This window comes from Phenylobacterium sp. Root700, from assembly GCF_001429025.1.
In the GTDB taxonomy this organism is placed as follows: domain Bacteria; phylum Pseudomonadota; class Alphaproteobacteria; order Caulobacterales; family Caulobacteraceae; genus Phenylobacterium.
Map to the genome: position 1 here is coordinate 158,667 of NZ_LMHT01000009.1, position 18,995 is coordinate 177,661.

The window sequence follows — 18,995 nt, forward strand, 5'->3', positions numbered from 1 at the left end:
AAGGAGGCGGCCCCATGAAAGTCGGCGTTCCCAGCGAGATCAAGCCGAACGAGCATAGGGTCGGGCTCACCCCGACCGCGGTGCGCGAATACGTCACCCACGGCCACGAGGTCCTGGTGCAGTCCGGGGCCGGGGCCGGCGCCGGCTACGCCGACGAGGCCTATATGCGGGCCGGGGCCAGGATGACGCTCGACGCCGAGGCCATCTTCAGGGACAGCAAGCTGATCGTGAAGGTGAAGGAGCCGCAAAGCTCCGAGTGGGTCCGGCTGACCGACCAGCACATCCTCTTCACCTATCTGCACCTGGCCCCCGATCCCGACCAGGCGAACGGCCTGCTGGCCTCGGGCTGCGCGGGCATCGCCTATGAGACGGTGACCGACGCCGCCGGGGGCCTGCCGCTGCTGGCTCCGATGTCGGAGGTGGCCGGCCGGATCGCGGTGTTCTCGGCCGGGGAGACCCTGCTCAAGCACAACGGCGGCATGGGCCTGCTGATCTCCGGCGTGCCGGGGGTACCCCCGGCGCGGGTCTGCGTGCTGGGCGGCGGGGTGGTCGGCATGAACGCTGCACGGATGGCCGCGGGGCTGGGCGCCGAGGTCGTGGTGCTGGAACGCTCGATCCCGCGCATGCGCCAGCTCGACGACATGTTCCTGGGCCGCATCCTCACCCGCTACTCCACGCTCGACGCGGTGGAGGAGGAGGTGCTGAAGGCCGACGTGGTGATCGGCGCGGTGCTGACGCCGGGCGGTTCGGCGCCGAAACTGGTCCGCCGCGATCAATTGAAGCGCATGAAGCCCGGCTCGGTGCTGGTCGACGTCTCGATCGACCAGGGCGGCTGCTTCGAGACCTCGCATCCGACCACCCACGCCGACCCGACCTATGTGGTCGACGGGGTGGTGCACTACTGCGTGGCCAACATGCCCGGCGCCGCGCCGCGCACCTCGTCGGAGGCCCTGGTCCACGCCACCCTGCCGTTCGGGCTGGCCATCGCCGACCGGGGCCTGGAAGCGCTGCGCGACAACCCGCACCTGGCCAAGGGCCTCAACGTGCTGAAGGGCGAGGTGACCCACCCGGCCGTGGCCGAGGCGCTGGGCAAGGACTTCGTCGACGTCTTCGGCGTCTGGGCGAAGCGGTGATACGCCGTGTCATCCCGGAAAGCGCGAAGCGCTTGTCCGGGACCCATGAACACCTGATCGTGCAGAACGGGGTGCGGCCACGCTGCGCGCGGGCCAGCTAAAGCGGCGTCAATGGGTCCCGGTCTTGCTTCGCAAACCGGGATGACAGCGGGCGAGGATGACGAGCCTAGGTCACGCCGCCCAGCGGGCCAGGTCCTGGCGGCCCTGCATGATGTCCAGCACGTCCTGCATGCTGAAGCCCGGATCGGCAGTATGCAGGGCGGCGTAGACGGCCTTGACGAAGGCGTAGTCGGCAGGCGTTTTCACCCGCCAGTCCAGGCCAGAAAGGTCGCGCGGGGCCAGGCAGTGAGCCTGGCTGTAGCGGTCGGGCTGGGCGCGGATCTGGGCCAACGGCGAGGTGGTGGCCGCGACCTGGGGATCGGCCTGCGCCGTCGACGAACTCAGCGCCGCCGCCGTGACCACCTCGACCTCCAGGCCTTTCGGATAGGAGCGCCGCACCCGGTTGGAGGCGTAGGCCGCGCCGGTGGTCAGGGCCAGTTGGACGGCGGCGTCGATGACGGCCGGATCGACGAACGGCGAGTCGCCCTTGATCCGCACCACATGGGTGACCGGGCCGGCGGCCTCGACGCAGCGGGTGAAACGTTCGGTGAGATTGCTGGAGGCGCCGCGAAACACGGTCTGGCCGCGCGCCACGAGGAAGCTGGCCAGCGGATCGTCGGCGGTGTCGACGCTGGTGGCGACGATCAGCTTGGTGATCGTGCGCGACAGGCGGATGCGCTCGACCTGACGCCAGATCATCGGCTCGCCCTGGAGCGGGGCCATCGCCTTGCCGGGAAGGCGCGGAGAGGTCATCCGGGCCTGCAGGACGGCGAGGATCATGGCGGCGGCTCCTTTGAGAGCGCGGCCCGGGGAGCCCTAACTCAAGCGGCGGCCCAGGCGCGGGGATCGAGCGCCACCGGATCGTCGATGGCCATTTCGTCCCAATCGAGATCGGGGGGCGGGCTGGAGGCCGCGGCGATCACGGCCGAGAGTTCGGCGGGCGAGGNCGGATCGGAGCGGCCCTCGGCGATCAGCCGGCGGGCGCGCGAGATGCGGCTGGCGGCGGCCTTCAGATGATGCGGCGCACGGTCCGGCGGCAGGAACAGCAGGCCGTTCAGGAAGATCGAGCGCAGGTGCACCTCGATGCCGAGGCCAGCCAGGGCGGCGAGCGTGCCGTCGATCAGCAGGCGCTGGTCGAGCAGCGAGGCCGGGGCCTGGACGATGTCGGGACGGAAGCGGCGGGCGACGCCCAGCGGATCGTCGGAGGCGAAGACCGAGACGCCGATCTTGCGGGTCAGGCCCTGGTCCTTCAGCGCCTTCAGGCGGTCCCACAGGGCCAAGCCGTGCGGTCCGAACAGGTCGGCGGCGGCCGGCACCAGGATGGCGTCGGCCTGTTCCACGCCGAGCCGGCGCAGGGTGGCGCGGGCCTCGGCCTCGACATAGTCGGGGCCGCGGTCGGGGCGGACGGTGGAGATGGAGACGCGGAACGGGTTCGGGCGCGGCAGGATTTCGCCCAGCGCCGCTTCGGCGACGGCGGAGTGACCATCGACATCGAACACCGGCAGGCGCGAGCGCGCGGCGATGTCGAGGATCTCGCGCGCTTCGGACACCGGCGAACGACCACGGATGAGGGTGGTCGAGTCGAGGCCGAACTGAGCGGAGCCGAGGCCGAGCTTGGAGAGCGGTGAAATCATGAAGCCGGTGAAGCCTGGATACAAACCCGAAGAGCAGCCATCTTCACCCCAAGGCCTAAAGAACCGGTGTCTAGGACCTTTCCAGGGGGTTAAAACCAGGACATGCGCGAAGCTCTCCCCGAATGGCCGCTGTTTGGTATGGCCGATGATGTCCGACCGGCGCTACGCCAAGCGCAGCAAGGGAAAACCCCGTTGGCGCTGGCGACCCTGACCTCGGTCGAGGGGGGCGGACCGCGCCCGCCGGGGACCCAGATGGTTTTCGCCGATGGGATCGTCGCCGGTTATTTTTCAGGCGGCTGCGTCGAGAGCGACGTGGCCGATCACGCCCTGGCCTGCTTGGCCGACGGGACGCCTCGGCGCCTGATCTATGGCGCGGGAAGCCCCTGGCCCGACATCCAGCTGCTGTGCGGCGCCCGCATCGAGATCTTCGTGGAGCGGGTGGCGTCAGATGATCCGGCCCTGGCCGAACTGCTGAAGGCCCAGGACGAGCGGCGCTCGGTGGTCTGGATCAGCGACGGCGTCAAACGCCTCTGCGCAACGAGCGCCCAGCCCTGGGACGGGGCCATCGTCCAGGCCTATGACCCCACCCCGCGACTGGTGGTGTTCGGCGCCGATCCCACCGCCCTGGCCATCGCCTCGCTGGGCGCCCAGTCGGGCTTCGAGACGACCCTGGTGCGTCCCAAGGGGCCGCAGGCCCCGCCGCCGCTGCCGGGCGTCGCCTATCGCCGCGACGAGCCGCAGGCGGCGCTGGCGGCCATCGGGACCGACGCCTGGACCGCCATCGCCATCGCCACCCATAATCTCGATCTCGACCAGGAGGCGCTGGCCGCCGCCCTGCCGTCCGCCGCCGGCTATGTCGGCCTGCTGGGCGCGCGTAAGCGGTTGCCCGAGCGGCTGGCCCCGCTGCGGGCTGCGGGCTTCCCGGAGGCGAGGCTGCAGCAGCTGCACGCCCCGATCGGCCTCGATATCGGCGGCAAGGCTCCGTGGGAGGTGGCGCTGTCGGTGATCGGCGAGATCGTCGCCCTGCGCCATGCCCGGACCTCGAGCGAACCGCGCGCAGCGACGCCGAAGCGCGAGACGGCTTAGGCTCTTTTCCTCCCCCATTTGTGGGCATTTGTGGGGGAGGGGGACCGCGAAGCGGTGGAGGGGGCGTGACTGGGCTCAGAGCCCCTGGCTTGCCCCCTCCACCACCCTTCGGGCGGTCCCCCACCCCCGCTTCGCAGGGGAGGAAAAGGGGCCGAGCTTTTGGAATTTACCCCCGCGCTAGCGGCAACACCTCGACCAGATCGCCGGCCGCCAGGGCGGGCGATCCGCCGGGACGGCGCAGCAGGGCGTCGGCGGCGGCGAAGACGGTGATGAGCGAGCTATCTTGGTCGCGATAGGGTTCGACCAGGACCGCGCCGCCCTCATAGGTCAGCTTGGCGCGCATCCAGTGTTCGCGCGGGCCGTTGGCGGCCAGCGGCTTCGCCAGCCGCGCGCCGGTCAGGCTGCACTCGGCGGCCGCGCCTTGGAACCGGGCGATCAGGGGCTTCAGGAACAGCTCGGCGCAAACGAAGGCCGAGGCCGGATTGCCGGGCAGGCCGAGCAGCTTGCGGCCGTCGGCCAGCACCCCGAAGAAGGTCGGCTTGCCGGGGCGGACATTGACGCTGCCGACCTTCAGCGAAAGGCCCAGCGCCTCGGCGGCCGCGCGGACCAGGTCGTGGTCGCCGACCGAGGCGCCGCCGACCGTGACGATCAGATCGGCCTCGGCGCTCCGCAGGGCTTCGATCACCGCCTCCAGCTCGTCGCGCACCGGCTTGAGCTTGGACGCCACGCCGCCCCAGCCCTCGACCATGGCGACCAGCGCCGGCGCGCCGGAATCGTAGATCTGGTAGGGGCCCGGCGCGCCCGGCGCTTCGACGATTTCCTCGCCGGTGGACACGATCGCCACCCGCGGCCGGGCGTGGACCGAAACCTCGGCGCGTCCGGCGGAAGCCGCCAGAGACAACCGCCAGGGGTCGATCCGGGTTCCCTTGCTCAGCAGGGGTTGGCCGGCGCGGAAGTCGCCGCCGGCGGAGCGGATGTTGGCGCCGACGGGCGAGGCCGGAACCGTGACCTGGTCGCCCTCGCGCCTCGCGTCTTCCTGGATGACGATGGTGTCGGCGCCGGTGGGCACGGCGGCGCCGGTGAAGATGCGCACCGCCTGGCCGGCGCCAAGCGCGCCCTCATAGCCGTGGCCGGCGGCGCTTTCGCCGACGATCAGCAGGGCGCCTGGCGCATCGGCGCTGCGCAGCGCCCAGCCGTCCATGGCCGAGGCGGTGAAGGGCGGCTGGTCGCGGATCGCGGCGACATCCTCGGCCAGCACCCGGCCGATGGCGGTCTTCAGCGGGATGGTTTCGGCGTCCAGGGCGCCGACCTGCGCCAGCATGCGGGCGCGGGCGTCTTCGACCGCCAGCAGCTTCACGTCGCTCACGGCCGGACCCAGTCGCCGGACTTGCCGCCGGTCTTGGTCAGCAGGCGCACGTTCTCGATGGTCATGGCCTTATCGGCGGCTTTCAACATGTCGTAGACCGTCAGGCAGGCGACCGAGACGGCGGTCAGGGCTTCCATCTCCACCCCGGTCTGGCCGGTGGTGCGGACCCGAGCGGTGACCGACAGGCCGCCGTCGGCCGGTTCGACCCGAACCTCGACCTTCGACAGGGCCAGCGGGTGGCACAGCGGGATCAGGTCGGAAGTCTTCTTGGCGGCCATGATGCCGGCGATCTCGGCGGTGGCCCGCACGTCGCCCTTCTTGGCGTCGCCGGAGAGGGCGAGCGCCAGGGTGGCGGCGTTTATGCGCACGAACCCCTCGGCCACGGCTTCGCGAGCGGTGACCGCCTTTTCCGAGACGTCGACCATATTGGCGCGGCCGGTCTCGTCGATGTGGGTGAGTTTGCTCACCGTTCCAACAAGCGGGGCATGAGCTCGACCATGTTGCAGGGGCCGTGGCGGCTGTCGAGCTGGGCCGAGATCACCTTGTCCCAGCCGTCGCGCACCGCGCCGTTGGAGCCCGGCAGGCAGAAGACGAACACGCCGCCGATGATCCCAGCCGTGGCGCGGCTCTGCAGGGTGGACAGGCCCACCGATTGGTAGCTGACCAGATGGAAGATCACCGAGAAGCCGTCGATCTTCTTGTCGAACAGCGGCTCGACCGCTTCAGGCGTCACGTCGCGGCCGGTGATGCCGGTGCCGCCGGTGGTGATGATCGCCTCGACGCTGCCGGAGGCGACCCAGGCTTTGATCTGCTCGCGGATCTGGGCGACGTCGTCGAGGACGATCGCCTTGGCCGCCAATTCGTGGCCCGCGCCAGTGATGCGCTCGACCAGCACGTGGCCGGAGGTGTCGCTCTCCTCGTCGCGGGTGTCGGAGACGGTCAGGACGGCGATGCGCACCGGCTTGATCGTCAGGGCTTCGTTGACGTGGCCGCCAGGGGTGAAGGCGTTCATGATTTTGAGGTCTCCCAGCGGGCGATGTCGGTGTGGTCCTGGGCGCGCGGTTCGATCCAGCGCTCGCCCGTCGGGCCGCTCTCCTTCTTCCAGAAGGGGGCGCGGCTCTTCAAGTAGTCCATCAGGAAATCGCAGGCCTCGAAGGCGGCTCGGCGATGGGCGGCGGCGGTGGCCACGAAGACGATGGCCTCGCCGGGCATGATCTTGCCGACCCGGTGGACGATGTGGAAGTCGTGCAGCTCGAACCGGGCCTTGGCCTCCTCGGCGATCTTGCCGATGGCGGCCTCGGTGAAGCCTGGATAGGCCTCCAGCTCCAGGGTGGTGGTGTCGCCTTGCTCGGCGCGGGCCAGGCCCGTGAAGGTGGCGACTGCGCCGGTCTCCGTGCGGCCCTGGCAGAAGGCGGTCAGCAGGGCGCCGGGATCGAAGGACTGGTCGGTGAGGGTGATCATCCGCCGCTCATCGGCGGCAGGAAAGCGACCTCGGAGCGGGCCGACAGCACCGCGTCGCCGCGCACGATGGCCTGGTCCAGGGCGATCTGGACGCCCGGCGCGGCCAGCGCTTCGCCAAGCCCCGCGTCCTCGCCCGACAGCAGGTCGCGAAGGGCGCCCAGCGAGGCGCTGTCGATGTCGCGCGAGCGCCAGCCGGCGATGTCGCTCAGGCGACCAAACAGGAGAACCCGGGCCACGGCCTCAGCCCCCGGTGGTCGACATGTGCCGGGCGACGGCGGGGGCGGCGTGGCGCACGATATGGAAGTCGTGGCCCTCGGGCTTGGCGTCGACCGCCAGCCGGACCGCCGCGATCAGCTCGGCGTCGTCGGCGCCGGCGCGGATCACCGCGCGCAGGTCGCTGGCGTCCTCGCGGCCGAGGCAGGTGTGCAGGGTGCCGGTGCAGGTCAGCCGCACGCGGTTGCAGGTCTCGCAGAAATTATGGCTGAGCGGGGTGATGAAGCCCAGGCGTCCGCCGGTCTCGGCGACGCGGACATAACGGGCCGGGCCGCCGGTCTTGTGGTCGATGTCGCTCAGCGTCCAGAAGCTTTCGAGCTCGGCCCGGACGTCCTTGAGCGACAGGAACTGGTCGGTGCGGTCGACCTCGATCTCGCCCAGAGGCATGGCCTCGATCAGGGTGGCGTCGCAGCCGCGGGCGTGGGCCCAGGAGATCAGGTCCGGCAGCTCGGCGGCGTTGTCGGCCTTCAGCGCCACGGCGTTGATTTTCACCGCGATCCCGGCGGCCAGCGCCGCGTCGATCCCGGCGATGACCTTGGAGAGGTCGCCGCCACGGGTCACCTTGCGGAATAGGTCGGGCTTCAGGGTGTCCATCGAGACATTGACCCGCCGCACGCCGAAGCGGGCGAGATCGCCGGCGAACTCCGACAGTCGCGTGCCGTTGGTGGTCAGGGTCAGCTCGTCCAGCGCGCCGGAGCGCAGATGCCGCGACAGGTTCTCGATCAGGCCCATCACGCCCTTGCGGACCAGGGGCTCGCCGCCGGTGATCCGCAGCTTGCGCGTGCCGAGCGCCACGAAAGTCGAGGCCAGGCGGTCCAGTTCCTCGAGCGTCAGCACCTCGGCCTTCGGCAGGAAGGTCATGTGCTCGGCCATGCAATAAACGCAGCGCAGGTCGCATCGGTCGGTGACCGAGACGCGCAGATAGCTCACCGTCCGGCCGAAACCGTCGATCAGGGGCGCCGCGCGGGGCGCGGCCTCTTGCGGCGAGGGGGCGTCATAGGGCGTCATGCTGGCGATAACATAGAGAGGAACGCAGGTTGGCGACAGGGGCAGGCGAGTTCGAAGCCATCGTTTTAGCGGCGGGATCGGGCAGCCGCTTTGGCGGCGGGAAGCTGCTTGCCTCCTGGGCGGGCGGCGCGCTGCTGGACGGCGCTCTCGCCGCGGCCTTCGCCGCGCCCGTGCGGCGGGTGGTGGTGGTCACCGGCGCGGACGCCGACGCCGTCGAGACCGCTGCACGGGCCTGCGCGCGGCGGCTCGGTCAGGGCAAGCGCCTGCAGGTGGTGCACGCCGCCGATCACGCCGAGGGCATGGGCGCTTCCCTGCGCCGCGCGGCGGCCGAACTGCCCGCCGATTGCGCCGGCGTGTTCATCTTCCTGGGCGACATGCCGCGAACGCCCCATGCGGTGCTGGGACAGCTGGCGGCGGTGGTCGATGCGGGCGCGCCGGCCGCCGCCCCCAGCTTCGAAGGGCGTCGCGGCCACCCGGTGGTGATCGGGCCAGGACTTTTGCCCGGGCTGCTGACCCTGCAGGGCGACTCCGGCGCGCGGGCCATCCTGCAGGACCTGGGCGAGCGGCTGACGCTCATCGAGGCGCCGGACGACGGCGTGCTGTTCGATGTCGACGAGCGCAGCGATCTGCCGTCCTAGGCCTTGACGAACGGCAGGCTCGTCGTGCCCTGGCCGGTCATGGCCAGGATGGCGTTGGCGACGGCCGGCGCGATGACCGGGGTCCCAGGTTCGCCCACCCCGCTCGGCGCATTGCCGGACGGCACGATGTAGGTCTCGACGGTCGGGGCCTCGGTGTTGCGCAGCACGCGGTAGGTGTCGAAGTTGGTCTGCTCCACCGCGCCGTCCTTCAGGGTGACCTGGCCGAACAGGGCCGCCGACAGGCCGTAGCAGGTGCCGCCCTCCATCTGGGCGGCGATCTGGTCGGGCGAGATCGCGGTGCCGCAATCGACGGCGGTGATCACCTTGCCGAGCTTCGGAACTCCGTCGACCAGCTTCACCTCGGCGATCTGGGCGACGACCGAACCGAAGCTCTCGTGCACCGCCACGCCGCGGCTCCAGCCGTCGGCGGCGGCTTTCGGCCAGCCGGCCTTTTCGGCCGCCAGGTTCAGCACCGCCAGGTGCCGATTGGCGCCGGCCTTGGTGTAGATCGCGCGGCGATATTCGACCGGGTCCTTGCCGGCCTTGCGGGCCAGCTGGTCGATGGTGTGCTCCATGGCGAAGGCGGTGTGGGTCGCGCCCACCGAGCGCCACCACAGCACCGGCACGCCGACGTCGGGCTGGATCAGCTGGGCGTCGACGATCGGCGTGGCCTTGAGATAGGGCGAGCCCTTGGTCCCCTCGACGGCGGTCTCGTCCAGCTTGGGTTCGCCCATCGGCGAGCCCTTCATGATCGATTGGGTGACGACCCGGTGGCGCCAGCTGGCCGGATAGCCGTCCTTGTCCAGGGTGACGCGCACGGTGTGGTGGACGATGGGCCGGAAGTAGCCGGCGGTCATGTCGTCCTCGCGGGTCCAGACCAGCTTCACCGGCCGGTCCTTGCCGACCTTCTTGGCGATCTCGACGCACTCGGCGACGTAGTCCGACTGGAAGTTCGCCCGCCGCCCGAAGGAGCCGCCCGCGAACAGGGTCTCGATCTCGACCGCGCCGGGCAACATGGCGACGATCTTGGCGGTGTTGAGCTGGTCGACCGTCGGGATCTGCGATCCGAAGGTCAGCTTGGCCTTGCCCATGCTGACCTGAGCCACGCAGTTCATCGGCTCCATGGTGGCGTGGGCCAGGAACGGGAAGTCGTAGGTCGCCTCGAAGGCGTCCCCGGTGGCCTTGGTGATGTCGCCTTTGGACTCGAAGGCCTGCCACTTCATCTTGTCGGTGGCGGGCGTTTTACCGGAGGCGAGGTCCTTGTACTGGGCCAAGATCGTGGCCGAGGAGCGCTTCTCGGCGGCGTCCTCGTTCCAGGTCACGCTGAGCGCGTCGCGGCCCTTCTTGGCCGCCCAGGTGTTCTCGGCGACCACGGCGACGCCGGTGGGGATCTGATAGACCTCGACCACGCCCGGGACTTTCTTGGCTTCAGCCGCGTCGAACGTGGCGACCTTGGCCCCGAACCGGGGCGCATGCGCCACCATCGCCACCAGCATGTCGGGCAGATGGACGTCCTGGGTGAAGCGGGCGGTTCCGTCCGACTTGGCCTGGCTGTCCTTGCGGCGGACCTTGTCGGTGCCGATCAGGGTGAAGGTCTTGGGATCCTTCAAGGTCGGGGCGGCCGGCGGCGTCACCTTGGCGGCGTCGGGCAGCAGCTCGGCGAAGGTCGCGGACTTGGCCGAACCGGCGTGGCTGACCACGCTGTCCTTGACCGAGATCTCGCCGACCGGGGCGCTCCATTTGTTGGCGGCGGCCTCGACGAACATCGCCCGGGCCGAGGCCCCGGCCTTGCGCAGCTGGTCCCAGCTGTTGGAGATGGCCGAAGACCCGCCAGTGCCCTGCACGCCCATGCCGGTGTTGGCGTAGACCTTGGCGATGGCGGGGGCCTGTTCGACCTTCACCTTCGTCCAGTCGGCGTCCAGTTCCTCGGCGACGATGGCGGCGAGGCCCGTATGGTTGCCCTGGCCAAATTCGATGTGTTTGGAGACCACGGTCACGGCGCCGTCCGCGCCGATCTTGATGAACGGGCCGAAGGCGCCGAACTCGGTCTTGGCGCCGACGCTGAGCAGGTCGCCGGGCGAGCAGCCGACCAGCAGCGCGCCGCCGACCAGGGTGGCGCTGACGACGACTTCGCGCCGGGTGGCGCCGGTGATGTTCGCGGGGGTCAAGGGAGCGTTCATGGGCGTCAGACCTTGGCCGGTGCGACAGGGGCGACGGCGGCGGGCGTCAGGCCCGCGGCGTCCTTGATGGCCGCGCGAATGCGTTGGTAGGTCCCGCAGCGGCAGATGTGGCCGTCCATGGCCCCGTCGATGTCGGCCTCGGTCGGCTTGGGCGTCTTGGCCAGCAGGGCGACCGCCGACATGATCTGGCCCGACTGGCAGTAGCCGCACTGCGGCACGTCGTGCTTGACCCAGGCGGCCTGCACCGGATGAGCGCCGCCCAGGCTTTCGATGGTGGTGATCTTCGCCGCCGCCAGGCCCTCGATCGGCGTGACGCAAGAGCGGGTCGGCTGGCCGTCGACCAGCACCGTGCAGGCGCCGCACTGGGACACGCCGCAGCCGTACTTGGTCCCGGTGAGTTGAAGTTCGTCGCGCAGAACCCAGAGCAGGGGCGTGTCGGGGGCCGCCTTCACCGCCAGGGGTTTGCCGTTGACGTCCAGGGTCATGGCCATGGGTCTATCCCTCCCGAAGCGAGAAAACGTCGTGATCTTAACAGTGCTCAGCTCTTGCGGTAAAGCCGCTCCGCATAGTGCGCGAAACAGGGATAGGTTAGAAACCGCGCAAGGCGGCTGGAGGTTCAGATGATCTTGGGGAGTTTCACGACCATGTCGACCTCGCCTGCCGCCAGCCGCAAGTCCATCTAGGACTTCCGTGGACGCCTTTCCCGCCTTCTTTCCCCTGGCCGGAGCCCGGGTCGTCATCGCCGGATCTGGCGAGGCGGCGCAGGCCAAGGCGCGTTTGTTCGAAGGCTCGCCCGCCGTCGTGGTGCGTATCGAGGGGCCGCAGGCCTTCGTCGCCGGCTCCTACGCCGGGGCGATCCTGGCCTTCGTGGCCAGCGACGACGACCTCTTCGCCCAGGCCGCCGCTCGCGCCGCCCGCGACGCCCACGTGCCGGTCAATGTCGTCGACCGGCCAGAGCTCTGCGACTTCACCACGCCGGCGGTGATCGACCGTGGCGAGGTGGTGGCCGCCATCGGCACCGGCGGCGCCTCGCCGATGCTGGCGACCATGTTGCGCAACGACATCGAACAGCGCGTGCCCGAGGGCGCGGGCCGGGTGGCGGTGCTGTTCCGCAAACTTCAGGACGAAATCCGCCAGGCGTTGCCGCAGATGCATGAGCGCCGGGCCTTCCTGCGCGAGGCGCTGTCCGGGCCAGCCGCCACGGCGGCGATGGCCGGGGATATGGAAGGTGCCGCCAGTGTGCTGCGCGAGGCCTTGGCCAAGGGCGCTCAGACCCTGGGCAAGGTGCAGTTCGTGACCGGCCATGGCCCCGCCGACCTACTCACCGTCCGCGCCAGCCGGGCGCTGGCGGCGGCCGACATGCTGGTCGCGGATGCGGACGCCGACCCAGCTATCCTCGCCATGGCGCGGCGCGACGCCGAGCGATTGGAAGCGTCCGAGGCGACCCTGGCGGTGATCGTCGACCTTGCTCGCAACGGCCGCCGCGTCGTGCGGGTGGTGTCGGCGCCGGTTTCGCCGGCCGACCTGCAGGCGCTGACCGAGGCCGGCGTCGCCGTCGAGGTGTTGCCGACGGCGAGCGCCTCGTGAGCGGGCTGACCCCCGAAGACTTCGCCGCGGTCCTGCTGTCCTTGAAGGTCGCCCTGGCCGCGACCCTGTGCGGCATGCCCATCGCCCTGGCCACCGCCTTCGCCCAGGCACGGGGACGGTTCGCCGCCCGCGTGCTGCTGGACGCCGCCGTCACCCTGCCGCTGGTGCTGCCGCCGGTGGCGACGGGCTATGTCCTGCTGCTGCTGTTTGGGCGTCGCGGCCTGATCGGCGAATGGCTGGAAAAGGTCGGGATCGTCTTCGCTTTCGACTGGACCGGGGCGGCGCTCGCCGCCGGGATCATGGCCTTTCCGCTGATGGTGCGGCCGATGCGGCTGGCCATCGAGGCCATCGACCGCGAGGTCGACGAGGTCGCCCGCACGCTGGGCGCCGGGGCGGTCATCCGCTTCTTCCGCGTCACCCTGCCGCTCGCCGCGCCGGGCGTGGCGGCCGGGGCCATCCTCGGCTTCGCCAAGGCGTTGGGCGAGTTCGGCGCCACCATCACCTTCGTCGCCGCCATTCCGGGGGAGACCCTGACCCTGCCGGCGGCGATCTATGGCGCGACCCAGTCGCCGGGCGGCGAGGCGCGCGCCGCCGCGCTCTGCCTGGTCGCCGCCGCCATCGCCATCGCCGCGGTGCTGGTCTCCGACGCGGTCGGACGCTGGGCGGGCCGGGCTTCGCGCGGGTCGAGTTAATATTGCCCGGGTATTATTGACTCTGTATTTTATCCGGGTAAATAAGGCGCTCCCAAGGAGCCGCCGATGTCTATTCCTGAGTCCAAGCGCCCCGCGGTCGATCGCGCGCTGAACGCCGCCTTCGGCACGTCCGAACTCGACGCCGTCAAACCGCTGACCGGCGGTCTGTCCGGCGCGCTGATCTACAAGATCCGGGTGGGCGGCGTGGCCTATCTGCTGAGGATCGAGGGCGCGCGCGACGCCTTCCGAGATCCGGCGCGGTGGTATGGCTGCATGCGTCTGGCCGCCGCCGCCCTGCTGGCCCCGCGCGTGCGCTACGCCGATGCGGGTGACGGGGTGGCGATCATGGAGTTCATTCCCGAACGCTCGCTGTCGCTGGACTATCCGGGCTCGAGGACCGACCTCGTCGTCGAGGCGGCCCAGGCGGTTCGCGCCTTGCACGCCGCCCCAGCCTTCCCGCCCCTGGTGGACTATATGGACGGCATGGACGCCCTGATCGGGCGCTTCCAGTTCTTCAGGCTGCTGGCGCCGGAGGCGGTCGGCGAGGTGCTGGGGCTCTATGGCCAACTTCGCGCCGCCTATCCGACGGCGGAAGGCGACCTGGTCTCCAGCCACAACGACCTCAACCCGCGCAACATCCTCTATGACGGCGCGCGGCTGTGGTTCGTGGATTGGGAGGCCTCGTTCCTGGCTGACCGCTATGTGGACCTGGCGACCCTGGCCAATGTCTTCGCCCAGGCGCCGGGCGAGGAAGAGATCCTGCTGCGCACCTATTTCGGCGCGGTTCCCGACGATCACCAGCGGGCGCGGCTGTTCCTGATGCGGCAGGTCAACCACGTCTTCTACGCCATGATCTTCTTGAACGGCGTGGCGGAGGAGCAGCCGGGGCTACGCCTGGGCGGTCTGGCGGCCCCGGATCTCGCTGATCTCCATCAGGCGTTGGGGATCGGCGACTTCGCGCTGGAGAGCCGTGAGGGGCGGCTGACCTACGGCATGAGCCGCCTGATCGCCGCGCGGGACGGCATGCGCTCAGCCAGGTTCGCCGAGGCGATCAGGCTGGTGGCGCCGCCTTTCCTCCCCTGCGTAGCGGGGGAGGAAAAGGGCGCGCCCGCTACTGATCCAGCGGCCGGCCGTTGGTCTCGGGCAACAGGAACAGGCAGGTCACCACCGACAGCAGGGTGAAGGCGAAGGGATACCAGAGGCCCGAATAGATGTTGCCGGTCGCCGCCACGATGGCGAAGGCGGTGAAGGGCACAAAGCCGCCGATCCAGCCGGTGCCGATGTGATAGGGCAGGGACATCGCGCTGTAGCGGATGCGGGTCGGGAACAGCTCGACCAGGGCCGCGGCGAGCGGCCCGAACAGCGCGGTGGCGGCGATGACGAAGACGAACAGCACGCCGAACACGCCCGGGATGTTCATGCGGGCCGGGTCGGCCTTGGCGGGATAGCCGGCGGCGGCCAGCCCGGCCTTGATACGTCCCTCGATCTGCGCCTTCGCGGTCTTGGCGGCCGCCTTGGGTAGTCCAATAGCCGACGCCGACATGACCACGGTTTCGCCGATCTTGACCTGGGCCGGCGCGCCGGCCGGGCCGGCCTGGTTCGAATAGGAGACGCCGGCGTTGGCCAGCGTGCTCTTGGCGATGTCGCAGGACGAGGTGAACGCGGCCTTGCCCACCGGATCGAACTGCAGCGAGCAGCCGGCGGGATCGGCGATCACCACCACCGGCGTGCGCGCCTCGGCCTCGGCCAGCGCCGGGTTGGCGGTCCGGGCCAGCATGTGGAAGCCGGGGAAATAGGCCGCCAGCATCAGGGTCATGCCGAACAGCATCACCTTCTTGCGGCCGACCTTGTCCGACAGCCAGCCGAAGACGACGTAGAAGATCGCGCTCACCCCGGTCGCCGCCATCATCAGCAGGTTGATGACCGCCGGTTCGACCTTCAGGAATTTCTCCAGAAAGGTCTGGGTGTAGAAGAACGCCGTGTACCAGACGGCCCCCTGGGCGGCCATGATCGCGCAGAGCGCCAGCAGCACGACCTTCAGGTTCTTCCACTGGCCGAACGCCTCCTTGAGCGGCGCGGTCGACGCCGCGCCCTCGGCCTTCATCTTGGCGAAGGCCGGGCTCTCGGTGAGTTTCAGCCGCATCCAGATGGAGACCGCCAGCAGGCACGACGAGAACAGGAACGGGATGCGCCAGCCCCAGGCGTCGAAGGCCTCGGGACCGTAGAGGCGTCCGACCACCAGCCGCGAGACCAGGATCACCAGCAGCGCCCCGAACAGGCCGAAGGCGGCCGAGGTCTGCACCCAGCTGGTGGAGCGTCCCCGGGCGTTCGGCGGGGCGTGCTCAGCGACATAGATCGCCGCGCCGCCGTATTCGCCGCCCAGCGCGAAGCCCTGGAGAATGCGCATCAGCACCAACAGGGCCGGCGCGATCAACCCGGCCTGGGCGTAGGTCGGCAACAGGCCGATGGCGAAGGTCGCTCCGCCCATCAGGATCACGGTGATCAGGAACGCGCCCTTGCGGCCCGCCTTGTCGCCGATGGCGCCGAAGACCAGCGCGCCCAAGGGACGGAAGGCGAAGCCTGCGCCGAATAGGGCCAGGGCCGCGATATAGCCGGCGGTTTCCGGCAGGCCGGAGAAGAAGGTCTTGGAGATGACCTGGATCAGGCTGCCGAAGACGAAGAAGTCGTACCACTCGAAGGTGGTCCCCGCCGCCGACGCCGCCACGACGGTGCGTAGCGATGCGGGCTTCTTCCCCGCCGTATCCGGCGTGTCTGCGGCGATGTCCGCCATGTTTGTTTCCCCCGAAACTTGGAGGAAGCTAACGCGCATGCCGCCGATGTGAAAGGTCGCCAGATGCGCCCGCTCTGGGGAAGCTCCCCGGCCGCTTGCCCCCCGTCGCGCTGCGCGTGCCACCTCCCCCAGCGGGGGAGGATCTTAGGCCACCGCCTCGGCGCCGCTTTCGACCGCCGGTTCGGCCAGGCGGGCGATCTCGGCGAGCAGGGCGGCGGGCGAAATCGGCTTGCCGACCACCCCGTCCATGCCGGCTTCCAGATAGGATTGGCGCTGGTGGGACAGGACGTTGGCGGTGAGCGCCACGATGGGCGTCGCGGCGATCGCTCCGCCCATGGCGCGGATGCGCCGCGAGGCTTCCAGCCCGTCGATGCCCGGCATCTGCACGTCCATCAGGATCAGGTCGAAACTGCCCCGCGCCGCCGCCTCGACCCCCAGCAGACCGTCGGGCGCGGTGTCGACCACGGCCCCCAGGTTCTCCAGCAGCTTGGTGGCGATCATCCGGTTGGTGGCGTTGTCCTCGACCACCAGCACCCGCAGGCCGTTCAGCCAGTCGTCGGTGGTTTCCGGTACGGCGAGCGCGGCCTCGGCGGCCGGGGCGGTCACCTCCAGCCAGAAGACCGAGCCCACGCCCTCGGTGGAGGCGAAGCCCACACCGCCGCCCATCATCTCGGCCAGCCGCTGGGTGATCGACAGCCCCAGGCCCGACCCGCCGAACTTGCGTGTCGTCGAGGCGTCGCCCTGGTCGAAGCGCTGGAAGATGCGCGGCTGCACGGCCTCGGGAATCCCTACCCCGGTGTCGGCGATCTCCAGGCGCAACGTCTGGCCTGAGGCGCCTTGGCGGCGACGGGCGCGGATGGTCACCTGGCCCTTCAGCGTGAATTTCACGGCGTTGCCGACCAGGTTGAACAGCGCCTGGCGCAGGCGCACAGGATCGGACATCACCCAGCCGATATCGACGTCGGCCTCGACGACCAGTTTCAGGTCCTTGGCCTCGGCCTGGGGCCGTAGCAGGCGCGCGACGCCCTCGATCAGCATCTTGGGGTCGACCGGCTCCTCGGACATCTCCAGCCGGCCGGCCTCGATCTTCGAGAAGTCGATGACGTCGTTCAGCAGCTCGGCCAGCATATGGCCGCAGGACAGCGCCTCCTCCAGCATGCCCCGGCCCTCCTCGGAGAGGGTCTCGGTCTTCAGCAGGTGCAGGACGCCCATCACCCCGTTCATCGGCGTGCGGATCTCGTGGCTCATATTGGCCAGGAAGGCGGCCTTGGCCTCGCCCGCCGATTGCGCGGCGTGCTGAGCCTCGATCAGCGCCAGCTCCTGGCGCTTGCGTTGGTCGAAATCCTGGATGAGGCCGATGCCCCGCAGCCAGCGGCCCTGGCGGTCGGTGGTCAGGTGGTGGAAGACGCGGATCCAGCGTTCCTCGCCGGAGTCGGTGACGGCGCGGGCCTCGAAGGCGTCGCCCGCCGCCCGATGGCCGGCCCGGATCTGGGTGAAGGCCTCGCGGACCTGTTCGAGGTCGTCGGCGTGGAAGCGCGGATAGTTGAGTTTCAGCGCGTCGTCATAGGTGGCTCCGGCGCGGCCGACGAGCTTCTTGAACTCCGGGCTTGCCCAGAAGGTCTGGTTGGCGTGGTCGATCTCATAGACCCCGGCGTCGGCCGCGTTCAGCGCCATCTTCAGCCGCCGGGCGTTCTCCTGGGCCTCGCGGCGGGCGTCGGCGAGGGCCGAGATGTCGTCGACATAGTAGATGACGCCCTGGATCTTACCCTCGGCGTCGCGCCAGGGCCGGGCTTCCCAGCGCACCCAGCGCTTGCGGCCGTGGCTGTCGGTGAAGCGGTCCTCCTTAGAGGTCACCACCTCGCCGTCCAGGGCGCGGGCTTGCGCGCCCAGCAGGCGTTTGGGCGCGGTGGGGAACACCTCGGCCAGGGGGCGGCCGATGGGGTCGACCTCGGCGCGCGTGAAAGCCTGGCGCCAGCTGCCGCTCACCACCGTGCAGCGTAGCCGCTTGTCGAACATCGCCACCGCGAACGGCGAGCTCTCGATGAGCTGCAGCACCTGCTGCTCGCCGCGCACGGCGGCGTCGCGGGCCTGCACCAGTTCGGTGATGTTCTGATGCACCCCGCGCAGGGCGTATTCGCCGCATGGGCGCAGCTCGGCCTGGAAGGTCAGACGCCAGTGGGACCACCGCCCCGACTTGTTCTTCAGCCGGTGCTCGAGCGATTGCGGCTCGCCCCTGGTGATGCCGGCCATCACGGCCGCGCGCACCCGAACGTCGTCGTCGGGGTGCAGAATGGCGGCGATCTGCGCCATGTTGGAGATTTCGCCGGCGCCGTAGCCGGTGAGGGCCAGCATGTCCGAGGACCAGACGACTTCATCGTTTTCGGGCTCATAGGACCAGGCGCCGATCCCGGCGGCCTGGCTGAGCATCTGGCCGGTGCGTTCGGCCTCGAGCAGCTTGGCGTCGCGTTCGCGCTCGTAGGTGACGTCTCGCACCACGCAGATGATCTGACCCTCTTCGGTCAGTTGCGCCCGGCCCTCGTACCAGCGCCAGCTGCCGTCCTTGATCCGCATGCGTGAGGTGTTGTCGCTGAACCCCGCCGCTTTCAGCCGCTTCAGATGGACGTTGAGATCGGCGTCCTCCTCGGGATGCAGGAAGTCGCGGGCGCGCCGGCCGACGACCTCGGCCGCGCTCCAGCCGGTTTCCTGCTCGAAAGCGGGGTTGACCAGCTTGAGGCAGTTGTCCGCACCAACCACGAACATGATCTCGCGGCTGTTCCTGAACAGCCACTCAATGGTCGTCGTCGCGCCCTGCGGCGTTTGCGTCGCAGCCATCGCCCCCGTCCCCTGTATTCGCGGGAAGCATAACGGCGGTCGGTAAACGTAACCTTTTGGTCGCGATTTTTCTGTCGCGTTGGTTGTGGTCGCTATACTTCCGCGCGCAGACCTAGAACGCGTTCTGTCCGGTGATGGCGCGTCCGAGGATCAGGGCGTGGACGTCGTGGGCGCCTTCGTAGGTGTTGACGGTCTCCAGGTTCGCGGCGTGTCGC

The 18,995-nt window shown here is 69.8% G+C and carries 17 protein-coding genes and 2 pseudogenes; 6 read left to right on the plus strand and 13 right to left on the minus strand.

The genetic code is table 11. The features are described 5' to 3' along the window. Positions 1-14 precede the first annotated feature (14 nt). Positions 15-1,133 carry an alanine dehydrogenase gene (ald, locus tag ASE02_RS04740; RefSeq protein WP_056731656.1) on the plus strand — a complete coding sequence of 373 codons (1,119 nt, stop codon included), beginning with the start codon at positions 15-17 and terminating at the stop codon, positions 1,131-1,133. Between the two features lie 171 nt (positions 1,134-1,304). Here ald and ASE02_RS04745 read toward each other — a convergent pair whose 3' ends face one another. The 3 genes and pseudogenes from ASE02_RS04745 to ASE02_RS04750 form a co-directional block, all read right to left on the minus strand. After that, positions 1,305-2,012 (minus strand): cytidylyltransferase domain-containing protein, encoded by a 708-nt coding sequence (locus ASE02_RS04745; RefSeq protein ID WP_056731658.1) that lies wholly within the window; start codon positions 2,010-2,012, stop codon positions 1,305-1,307. 41 nt (positions 2,013-2,053) lie between these two features. Then, positions 2,054-2,178: pseudogene (locus ASE02_RS22860) on the minus strand (bifunctional regulator KidO); the annotation flags it as partial. Between the two features lies 1 nt (position 2,179). Next, positions 2,180-2,866: pseudogene (locus ASE02_RS04750) on the minus strand (aldo/keto reductase); the annotation flags it as partial. A gap of 102 nt (positions 2,867-2,968) precedes the next feature. Here ASE02_RS04750 and ASE02_RS04755 point away from each other — a divergent pair. Beyond that, complete coding sequence (locus ASE02_RS04755) at positions 2,969-3,952, plus strand: XdhC family protein (RefSeq protein ID WP_056731660.1); 984 nt, start codon at positions 2,969-2,971, stop codon at positions 3,950-3,952. A 166-nt stretch (positions 3,953-4,118) separates the two neighbouring features. On the opposite strand, the gene glp is transcribed toward ASE02_RS04755, so the two are convergent. The 6 genes from glp to moaA are packed head-to-tail and all read right to left on the minus strand — an operon-like array spanning position 4,119 to position 8,060. Further along, a complete protein-coding gene (glp, locus tag ASE02_RS04760; RefSeq protein WP_162257136.1) occupies positions 4,119-5,309 on the minus strand; it encodes a gephyrin-like molybdotransferase Glp in 1,191 nt (396 codons plus the stop codon). Between the two features lie 5 nt (positions 5,310-5,314). Then, positions 5,315-5,785 (minus strand): cyclic pyranopterin monophosphate synthase MoaC, encoded by a 471-nt coding sequence (gene moaC / locus ASE02_RS04765; RefSeq protein ID WP_056731662.1) that lies wholly within the window; start codon positions 5,783-5,785, stop codon positions 5,315-5,317. Beyond that, positions 5,782-6,330 carry a molybdenum cofactor biosynthesis protein B gene (gene moaB, locus ASE02_RS04770; RefSeq protein WP_056731665.1) on the minus strand — a complete coding sequence of 183 codons (549 nt, stop codon included), beginning with the start codon at positions 6,328-6,330 and terminating at the stop codon, positions 5,782-5,784. Before moaB ends, moaC begins: the two co-directional genes overlap by 4 nt. Further along, positions 6,327-6,779, minus strand: a complete 453-nt coding sequence (locus ASE02_RS04775; RefSeq protein ID WP_056731667.1) for a molybdenum cofactor biosynthesis protein MoaE — start codon at positions 6,777-6,779, stop codon at positions 6,327-6,329. Before ASE02_RS04775 ends, moaB begins: the two co-directional genes overlap by 4 nt. Next, positions 6,776-7,015: a MoaD/ThiS family protein gene (locus ASE02_RS04780; RefSeq protein ID WP_056731669.1), complete on the minus strand. Its 240-nt coding sequence runs from the start codon at positions 7,013-7,015 to the stop codon at positions 6,776-6,778. The genes ASE02_RS04775 and ASE02_RS04780 overlap by 4 nt, the downstream gene beginning before the upstream one ends. A gap of 4 nt (positions 7,016-7,019) precedes the next feature. Then, positions 7,020-8,060 carry a GTP 3',8-cyclase MoaA gene (gene moaA / locus ASE02_RS04785; RefSeq protein WP_056731671.1) on the minus strand — a complete coding sequence of 347 codons (1,041 nt, stop codon included), beginning with the start codon at positions 8,058-8,060 and terminating at the stop codon, positions 7,020-7,022. 29 nt (positions 8,061-8,089) lie between these two features. Between moaA and ASE02_RS04790 the strand changes: the two genes are divergently transcribed. Further along, positions 8,090-8,698 (plus strand): NTP transferase domain-containing protein, encoded by a 609-nt coding sequence (locus tag ASE02_RS04790; RefSeq protein ID WP_056731672.1) that lies wholly within the window; start codon positions 8,090-8,092, stop codon positions 8,696-8,698. Here ASE02_RS04790 and ASE02_RS04795 read toward each other — a convergent pair. Together ASE02_RS04795 and ASE02_RS04800 are read right to left on the minus strand one after the other, a co-directional pair. Continuing rightward, on the minus strand, positions 8,695-10,878 hold the full coding sequence (locus ASE02_RS04795; RefSeq protein ID WP_056731674.1) for a xanthine dehydrogenase family protein molybdopterin-binding subunit: 2,184 nt from the start codon (positions 10,876-10,878) through the stop codon (positions 8,695-8,697). The two genes, ASE02_RS04790 and ASE02_RS04795, sit on opposite strands and share 4 nt — an antisense overlap. A 5-nt stretch (positions 10,879-10,883) precedes the next feature. Then, positions 10,884-11,369, minus strand: coding sequence for a (2Fe-2S)-binding protein (locus ASE02_RS04800; RefSeq protein ID WP_056731677.1), 486 nt, complete (start codon positions 11,367-11,369; stop codon positions 10,884-10,886). 199 nt (positions 11,370-11,568) lie between these two features. On the opposite strand from ASE02_RS04800, the gene ASE02_RS04805 reads away from it, so the two are divergent. From ASE02_RS04805 to ASE02_RS04815, 3 genes are all read left to right on the plus strand, one after another. After that, complete coding sequence (locus tag ASE02_RS04805; RefSeq protein ID WP_056731679.1) at positions 11,569-12,465, plus strand: NAD(P)-dependent oxidoreductase; 897 nt, start codon at positions 11,569-11,571, stop codon at positions 12,463-12,465. Next, a complete protein-coding gene (modB, locus tag ASE02_RS04810; RefSeq protein ID WP_056731680.1) occupies positions 12,462-13,157 on the plus strand; it encodes a molybdate ABC transporter permease subunit in 696 nt (231 codons plus the stop codon). Before ASE02_RS04805 ends, modB begins: the two co-directional genes overlap by 4 nt. A 66-nt stretch (positions 13,158-13,223) precedes the next feature. After that, on the plus strand, positions 13,224-14,339 hold the full coding sequence (locus tag ASE02_RS04815) for a phosphotransferase (RefSeq protein WP_082601876.1): 1,116 nt from the start codon (positions 13,224-13,226) through the stop codon (positions 14,337-14,339). Here the strand turns inward: ASE02_RS04815 and ASE02_RS04820 are convergent. Continuing rightward, complete coding sequence (locus tag ASE02_RS04820) at positions 14,269-15,948, minus strand: MFS transporter (protein ID WP_056731682.1); 1,680 nt, start codon at positions 15,946-15,948, stop codon at positions 14,269-14,271. The two genes, ASE02_RS04815 and ASE02_RS04820, sit on opposite strands and share 71 nt — an antisense overlap. 144 nt (positions 15,949-16,092) lie before the next feature. Then, positions 16,093-18,780, minus strand: coding sequence for a PAS domain S-box protein (locus tag ASE02_RS04825; RefSeq protein ID WP_056731684.1), 2,688 nt, complete (start codon positions 18,778-18,780; stop codon positions 16,093-16,095). Positions 18,781-18,995 lie beyond the last annotated feature (215 nt).

Excerpts from the sequence above, each read along its gene's own strand:
- ald (WP_056731656.1), top strand. The coding sequence starts at position 15 with ATGAAAGTCGGCGTTCCCAGCGAGATCAAGCCGAACGAGCATAGGGTC.
- ASE02_RS04745 (WP_056731658.1), bottom strand. The coding sequence starts at position 2,012 with ATGATCCTCGCCGTCCTGCAGGCCCGGATGACCTCTCCGCGCCTTCCC.
- ASE02_RS04755 (WP_056731660.1), top strand. The coding sequence starts at position 2,969 with ATGCGCGAAGCTCTCCCCGAATGGCCGCTGTTTGGTATGGCCGATGAT.
- moaB (WP_056731665.1), bottom strand. The coding sequence starts at position 6,330 with ATGAACGCCTTCACCCCTGGCGGCCACGTCAACGAAGCCCTGACGATC.
- ASE02_RS04775 (WP_056731667.1), bottom strand. The coding sequence starts at position 6,779 with ATGATCACCCTCACCGACCAGTCCTTCGATCCCGGCGCCCTGCTGACC.
- moaA (WP_056731671.1), bottom strand. The coding sequence starts at position 8,060 with ATGACGCCCTATGACGCCCCCTCGCCGCAAGAGGCCGCGCCCCGCGCG.
- ASE02_RS04795 (WP_056731674.1), bottom strand. The coding sequence starts at position 10,878 with ATGAACGCTCCCTTGACCCCCGCGAACATCACCGGCGCCACCCGGCGC.
- ASE02_RS04800 (WP_056731677.1), bottom strand. The coding sequence starts at position 11,369 with ATGGCCATGACCCTGGACGTCAACGGCAAACCCCTGGCGGTGAAGGCG.
- ASE02_RS04815 (WP_082601876.1), top strand. The coding sequence starts at position 13,224 with ATGTCTATTCCTGAGTCCAAGCGCCCCGCGGTCGATCGCGCGCTGAAC.
- ASE02_RS04820 (WP_056731682.1), bottom strand. The coding sequence starts at position 15,948 with ATGGCGGACATCGCCGCAGACACGCCGGATACGGCGGGGAAGAAGCCC.
- ASE02_RS04825 (WP_056731684.1), bottom strand. The coding sequence starts at position 18,780 with ATGGCTGCGACGCAAACGCCGCAGGGCGCGACGACGACCATTGAGTGG.